This window comes from Polaromonas sp. CF318 (assembly GCF_000282655.1).
GTDB lineage: Bacteria > Pseudomonadota > Gammaproteobacteria > Burkholderiales > Burkholderiaceae_C > Polaromonas.
This window is the reverse complement of the sequence record NZ_AKIV01000073.1, coordinates 48,215-55,207: the sequence shown is the minus strand read 5'-3', so window position 1 is coordinate 55,207 and position 6,993 is coordinate 48,215. Positions and strand designations below refer to the sequence as shown.

Below are 6,993 nucleotides of genomic sequence, written 5' to 3'. Positions count from 1 at the left end.
CTTCGTGTAGCCCCCTCCCCCCTCAGGGGGCTGCGCCTGCGGCCCGGCAAAGCCGGTTCCGCGGCCCATGCTTGCGGCTCGCTCACTGTGTCTGATCGCGGGCGCCTGGAACTGTCGTGAAGCAAGGCCTGTCATTACGCGTCTCGCAGCATCTCGCGCTGACGCCCCAGCTGCAGCAGTCGATACGGCTGCTGCAGCTGTCCACGCTCGAGCTGAGCCAGGAAGTCGAGCAGATGCTCGACGAAAACCCGTTTCTCGAGGTGTCGGACGAAACCGCGGTGCGCGAAGAGTTCGGCCTGGAGCATGTCAACACGCCGGTCAGCCAGGACAGCCGCGAGTTTGAATCCGCGGCGGAGTCGATCGCCGGCGGCGCGGAAGACGCGGGCATTTCAGCGGCCGGCGAAGCCGAGGTCAGCGCGGAACCCAAGCTCGAGGAAAGCTGGGAAGGCGACGGCACGGTGGAAACCGCGCCCGACGACAGCGAATGGGGCAGCGACGCGCCGGCGCGCAAGAACAACAACGAGGAAAGCGAGGCCGAGGCCTCGGACCTCACGGGCGGCCATGAGTCCCTGCAAGACCACTTGCACCGCCAGTCGCTGGGCCTGCGCCTCTCGGAGGAAGACCGCGCGGCCCTGCATTTCCTGATCGAGTCGCTCAACGACGACGGTTACCTTGAGGACAGCCTGGCCTCGCTCGCGGCCGGCCTGGCCGGCGGCGACATGGAACAGGCCGAGGACCTCGAGCAGCGTTTTGCCATGGCGCTCAAGCTGCTGCACCACATGGAGCCGGCCGGCGTGGGCGCGCGCAACCTGGCCGAATGCCTGAGCCTGCAGTTGCTCGACTGCAAGGACTGCGAGGAAACCCGCGCCGCCATCGCCGTGTGCAAGCATCCCATGGAGCTGCTGGCCAAACGCGACGTGAAGCGCCTGTCCTACCTGTGCGGATTCACCGAAGCCGCCATCAAGGGCGCGATCGCGGTGATAGGCCGGCTCGATCCCAAACCCGGGCGCCGCTTCGTCAATGTGGAGCGCAACCTGATCGTGCCCGACGTCATCGTCGTGAAGTCGGGCCGGGGCTTCAAGGTCACTCTCAATGGCGACGTGATGCCGCGCCTGCGCGTGCACGACATCTACGCCAACGCCCTCAAGCAGCACAAGGGCCAGGACGGCCAGGCGCTGCAGCAACGCCTGCAGGAGGCGCGTTGGTTCATCAAGAACATCCAGCAGCGCTTTGACACCATACTGCGCGTGAGCAGCGCCATCGTCGAGCGGCAAAAGAGTTTCTTCACGCACGGCGAGCTCGCGATGCGCCCGCTGGTGCTGCGCGAAATCGCCGACGAACTGGGCCTGCATGAATCCACAATTTCGCGCGTGACCACCGCCAAGTACATGGGCACGCCCTTCGGCACCTTTGAACTGAAGTATTTCTTCGGCTCCGCGCTGGGCACCGAAACCGGCGGCAACGCCTCCAGCACGGCGGTGCGCGCGCTGATCAAGCAGTTCGTCTCGTCCGAAAGCGCGAAAAAACCGCTGAGCGACAACCAGATTTCCGAAATGCTCAAGGAGCAGGGCATTGAATGCGCGCGCCGCACCGTGGCCAAGTACCGCGAAGCCCTGCGCATCGCCCCTGCAAACTTGCGCAAGTCTCTCTAGCCGCTCGATCAGGCAGCGCTGCCCCGTCCCTCACAGTCAGTCATGAACCAACTCCAACTCTTTTTACCGTGCGCCGCCGGCGTCGAGGCCCTGCTGGCCAGCGAAGTGCAGCGCATCACCGGCATCCAGGGCAAGGCCTGGCGCGCCGGCGTGCAGCTGCAGGCTTCCTGGCGCGACGCCTTGCAGCTCAACCTGCACAGCCGCCTGGCGCAGCGTGTGCTGATCGAGCTGCAGCACAACCAGTACCGCGGCGAACAGGATCTCTACAACGCCGCCGCCAACGTGGCCTGGGAGATCTGGTTCACGCCCAAACAGACCTTCAAGGTCGAGATCACCGCCCAGCACAGCCCGCTGACCAGCCTGAACTTCGCGGCGCTGAAGATCAAGGACGCGATCGCCGACCGTTTTCGCGCGAAGTTCGACGACGTGCGGCCCAGCGTCGACACGCGCTGGCCCGACGTGCGTGTCTACGTGCACCTGACGACGGACACCGTCACGATTTACATCGACACCTCGGGCGAGCCCCTCTTCAAGCGCGGCTGGCGCGAGGACAAGGGCGACGCGCCGCTGAAGGAAACCCTGGCCGCCGCGATGATCGCCGCCAGCGGCTGGGACCTGCTGTGCAAAACCGGCGTGCCGCTCTACGACCCCTGCTGCGGCTCGGGCACCATCGCCATCGAGGCGGCGCAGATCGCCTGCAACATCGCGCCCGGCATCAACCGGCGCTTCGCCTTCCAGAAGTATTTGCCCTTCCAGGGCCATGTGTGGGACGGCCTGCTGGGCCAGGCCGAGGCCGCCATCACCGAACCGACGGCGCCGGTGTTCGGCAGCGACGTGTCCTTTCGCATGGTCGACTTCGCCGAACGCAATGCCGAGCGCGCCGGCGTGGCCAACGCGGTGGAGTTCCGTGGCGGCGACGCGCTGCAGCGCATGCCGCCCGCGCCTTCGGGCGTGATGCTGGTGAACCCGCCCTATGGCGAGCGCATCGACGTAGCCGGTGTGGCCGGCATCACCGGCGTGCAGGGCCGCGACCAGCGCCGCCAGCAAGGACATGCCGAAGGGCGCGTGCAGCACGACCACCGCAACCAGCCCATCGACGAATTCGGCCAGCCCCTGAACCCCGACAGCGGCGACACGCGCGAAGAGCCCGCCTTCGAGACCTCGCGCGACCGCTCGGCCAACCCGGGCCGCGAACAGGCGCAAAACGCCTGGGGCGAAGAAGCCGCCGACTTCTTTCCGCAGCTGGCAGCGCACTGGAAGAAAAATTACGCGGGCTGGACGGCCCACGTGCTCACGCCCGACCTCAAGCTGCCCGGCAAGATGCGACTGAAGGAATCGCGCCGCGTGCCCATGTGGAACGGCCCGATTGAATGCCGGCTGTTTCGCTTCGACATGGTGGCCGGCTCGGCGCGCGGCAAGCCGGGGTCCGCGGCGCGCGAGCCGGCGCCGTGACCGCGGCGGCGCGCCAGCCCGTGGTGCTGGACACCAACATCGTCCTTGACCTGTTTGTCTTCAACGATGCGGCCGCGCAGCCGCTGAAGCAGGCGCTGGAAGCCGGCGAGCTCGACTGGCTGGCCACCGAGCCCATGCGCGATGAGCTCGCGCGCGTGCTGGCTTATCCGCAGATCGCACCACGCCTGGCGTTTTACCAATTGAGCGCCGACGACGTGCTTGCGGCCTTTGACCGGCATGCACACTTGATGGAGGTGGCCGCGAAGGCATCTGTGACCTGCAGCGACGGCGACGACCAGAAATTCATAGACCTGGCGGTGGCCGGCAAGGCGCTGCTGTTGAGCAAGGACAGAGCCGTACTTTCCATGGCCAGACGGCTGGTCAGCCTCGGCGTCAAGGCGCGGAGCGCGATGCAGCCCTAGCGGCAAGCGGCCACGGCCAGGACTGTTCAGGCCGCCGCGATGCCGGCGCCTGGGGCCATGGCGCCATCGGGCCCGGCCGGCGCCTGCATGGCGGCGCCGTTGGCGCGAAAGCTGTGCGCGCTGGCCAGCGGCCAGTAGTAGCTGAACACGGTGTTCTGTTTTTCCAGCGAACCGAGCAGCGCGCCGGGCTCCACCCGCATGATCAGGTTGCTGAGCAGCCGCACCTCGGTGTCGGTCAGGCGGCGCACGATGTGGTGGGCGTTGACTTCGCGCGGGTGGCACAGGCCGGCGGCCTGCACCAGTTCCTGCAGCGCATGCAGCGTGCTGCGGTGGAAGTTGCGCACGCGCTCGGCCTTGTCGGGCACCACCAGCGCCTGCTGGCGCACCGGATCCTGCGTGGTGACGCCGGTCGGGCATTTGCCGGTGTGGCAGCTTTGGGCCTGTATGCAGCCCAGCGCCATCATGAAGCCGCGCCCGGCGTTGCACCAGTCGGCGCCCAGCGCCATCAGCCGCACCATGTCGAAGGCGCTGACGACCTTGCCGGCCGCCCCTATGGAGATGCGGCTGCGCAGGTTCACGCCGATCAGCGTGTTGTGCACCAGCAGCAGGCCTTCCTGCAGCGGCGCGCCCACATGGTCGGTGAATTCCACCGGCGCGGCGCCCGTGCCGCCCTCGGCGCCGTCCACCACGATGAAGTCCGGCGTGATGCCGGTCTCCAGCATGGCCTTGACGATGGCGAACCACTCCCAGGGGTGGCCTATGCAGAACTTGAAGCCGGTGGGCTTGCCGCCCGAGAGCTTTCGCAGCCTGGCGATGAAATGCATCATCTCCACCGGGGTGGAAAACGCGCTGTGGCTGGAGGGCGAGATGCAATCCTTGCCTTGCGGCACGCCGCGCGCCGCGGCGATCTCCGCGGTGACCTTGGGGCCGGGCAGTATGCCGCCGTGGCCGGGTTTGGCGCCCTGGCTCATCTTGAGTTCGATCAGCTTGACCTGCGGGTCGCGCGCGTTGGCGGCGAAACGCTCCTCGCTGAAGCTGCCGTCCTCGTTGCGGCAGCCGAAGTAACCCGAGCCGATTTCCCAGATCAGGTCGCCGCCGTGCAGCCGGTGGTGCTGCGAGATTGAGCCCTCGCCCGTATCGTGCGCGAAGCCGCCCAGCTTGGCGCCCTTGTTGAGCGCCATGATGGCGTTGGCCGAGAGCGAGCCGAAGCTCAGCGCCGAGATGTTGAAGACGCTGGCATGGTAGGGCTGGGTGCAGGGCTCGACCGAGGGCGAGGGATGCTCGGGCGAGCCGCCTATCCAGACCCGGAAGTCGTGCGAAGGCAGCTTGGTCGGCGACATCGAATGGTTAACCCATTCATACCCCTGCGCGCCCACGTCCAGCTGCGTGCCGAAGGGCCGGTTGTCGGGTTCGCTCTTGGCGCGCTGGTAGACCAGCGAGCGCTGGGCGCGCGAAAACGGCGTGGCCTCGCTGTCGCTTTCGATGAAGTACTGGCGCATCTCGGGCCGTATGAACTCGAACAGAAAGCGCATATGGCCGATGACCGGGTAGTTGCGCAGCACCGCGTGCCGGGTTTGCCGCAGGTCGTGCACGCCCACCCCGACCAGCGCGATACAGCCCAGGAAGGCCAGCAGGGTCAGCCGGCCCACGCCGAAGAGCGCCAGGCTGAACAGCGCCAGCAGCGCGCCCAGCGCGCACAAGGCCATGAAGGTGTAACGAACCGGGAACCGGGCATCCAGACGCTGGAGAAACATGGTGGCGCTTCCGTGGGGGAGGGGCAGAATAACCGCGATGCGGCAGATACACTTTGCATCATAAGAGCCTCGCGTGAGGCTCAGGACTGTTTTTCATGAAGCCCTCCCCCAAATCCGCTACCCCTTCAACGCCCACGCCGGAGCAGGCTTTCCTCGAAGCCGAGGACTTCGACGCGCTCGACGCCATCCTCGACGACTTGCGCACTCGCTACGACGAGACGCCGCAGTGGGAGTTTTGCGAAGGTTTTATGGCCGCCGTGATCTGCTCGCGCCGGCCCATCGCCGCCGCGGAATATCTGCCCGTGCTGCTGGCCGTGCCCGCCGAGGGCGAGGCACCGGACCCGGAAGGCGGCTCCTTCACGGACGACGGCCAACGTGAGCGCTTCCTCACGCTGTGGAACCGGCGCTGGCAGGAAGTCGCTGTCGCATTGGACTCGGAAGTCGACTCACTGGAAGACGACAATTGCTACCACCCCGAGGTGATGGACATACGCGGCGCCGTGGCCGAGATGGCGCCCGAGGAACGCGCCGCCTTCAAGCGCGAGGACCTGCCGGCCTTTGCCCAGGTCTGGGCGCTGGGCTTTATGTTCGCGGTCGAAAGCTGGCCCGACGAATGGACGGCACCGCGCGACAAGGACGCCGCCAAATGGCTGGACGGCGCGCTGCAGGCGGTGGTGGCCATGACCGAGGACGACACGGCCGCGCCCGAAGTCTCACCGCTGAGCGAAGACGGCGCGCCCAGCACCAGCATCGCCCGGCTCAATGCTTTTGGCGAAGCCATCTGGGCGGTGTACGACCTGCGCGAGCTGTGGAAGACGCTGGGGCCGAAAGTGGAGACGGTGCGCGCCCAGGCCACGCCGGGGCGCAACGACCTCTGCTACTGCGGCAGCGGGAAAAAATACAAGAAGTGCCACGGCGCGGGCTGAGAGCCTCCCGCCGCTTTCACGGCTCCAGCGACACCAGCAGCTTCTCCACGATCGCGTGGGCATAACGACTGGCCACTTGCTCGATGAAGCGCGGAAAATCCACATGCGCGCTGTCGTCCGCGCGGTCCGAGATGGTGCGCACGGCCGCAAAGGGCACACCGTAGTCGAGGCAGACCTGCGCCACGGCCGCGCCCTCCATCTCCACCGCGAGCACCTGGTGGCCCGCGCCCGTCAACGTGGCATGCAGGCTGCGCGACTCGCCGGCGCCTGAAACGAACCGGTCGCCGCTGGCGATCAAGCCCCGGTGCACGCGCGCAACCGGAAAGGCCGCGCTGGCGCCGCCGTCACCGAGCGCCGCTGAGGCCGCATTGAACAGCAAGGCCGTGAGGGCCGCGTCGCCCTCAAATCGGGCGCGGCCGTACAGCGGCACCTCATAACGTGGGAATAAAGGCGAGGCGTCGAGGTCGTGCTGGACAAACTCGCTGGCCACCACGACGTCGCCCACATTCACGCCCGCGCCCAGGCCGCCGGCCACGCCGGTGAACACCATGCGGCGCACGCCGAAGCGTTCAATCAGCGCGGTGGCCGTGGTGGCGGCCGCCACTTTCCCGATTTTCGAGAGGGCCAGCACCACGGACCGGCCGTGCAGCTCGCCGAGCCAGAAGTCGCGGCCGGCATGCGTCACCTTGTGCGGCTGGTGCAGCAACTCCATCAGGCCTTGCTGCTCCTGCAGCAGGGCGCTGAGAATGGCGATGGGGGTCGGGGAGGTGGAGGAAATCGACATGAA

Annotated in this window: 6 protein-coding genes; 4 read left to right on the top strand and 2 right to left on the bottom strand. The window is 67.2% G+C overall.

Features of this window, described 5'->3' with window-relative positions:
* Window positions 1-116: 116 nt before the first annotated feature.
* Genes PMI15_RS14015 through PMI15_RS14005 form a run of 3 tightly spaced genes read left to right on the top strand, consistent with a single transcriptional unit; the run spans window position 117 to window position 3,526 of the window.
* A complete protein-coding gene (locus PMI15_RS14015) occupies window positions 117-1,652 on the top strand; it encodes an RNA polymerase factor sigma-54 (RefSeq protein ID WP_007870000.1) in 1,536 nt (511 codons plus the stop codon).
* A gap of 42 nt (window positions 1,653-1,694) precedes the next feature.
* The gene (locus PMI15_RS14010) at window positions 1,695-3,104 is read left to right on the top strand and encodes a class I SAM-dependent RNA methyltransferase (RefSeq protein ID WP_007869997.1); all 1,410 of its coding nucleotides are present in this window, start codon (window positions 1,695-1,697) and stop codon (window positions 3,102-3,104) included.
* Window positions 3,101-3,526 carry a putative toxin-antitoxin system toxin component, PIN family gene (locus PMI15_RS14005; protein WP_007869995.1) on the top strand — a complete coding sequence of 142 codons (426 nt, stop codon included), beginning with the start codon at window positions 3,101-3,103 and terminating at the stop codon, window positions 3,524-3,526. Before PMI15_RS14010 ends, PMI15_RS14005 begins: the two co-directional genes overlap by 4 nt.
* A gap of 26 nt (window positions 3,527-3,552) precedes the next feature.
* Here the strand turns inward: PMI15_RS14005 and PMI15_RS14000 are convergent, their stop codons facing one another.
* Entirely contained in the window at window positions 3,553-5,280 is a 1,728-nt protein-coding gene (locus PMI15_RS14000) for an FMN-binding glutamate synthase family protein (protein WP_007869992.1), read from the bottom strand.
* Window positions 5,281-5,375: 95 nt separating this feature from the next.
* On the opposite strand from PMI15_RS14000, the gene PMI15_RS13995 reads away from it, so the two are divergent.
* Window positions 5,376-6,206 (top strand): UPF0149 family protein, encoded by an 831-nt coding sequence (locus tag PMI15_RS13995; RefSeq protein WP_007869989.1) that lies wholly within the window; start codon window positions 5,376-5,378, stop codon window positions 6,204-6,206.
* Between the two features lie 16 nt (window positions 6,207-6,222).
* On the opposite strand, the gene PMI15_RS13990 is transcribed toward PMI15_RS13995, so the two are convergent.
* Window positions 6,223-6,990, bottom strand: a complete 768-nt coding sequence (locus PMI15_RS13990; RefSeq protein ID WP_007869986.1) for a 5'-methylthioadenosine/adenosylhomocysteine nucleosidase — start codon at window positions 6,988-6,990, stop codon at window positions 6,223-6,225.
* Window positions 6,991-6,993 lie beyond the last annotated feature (3 nt).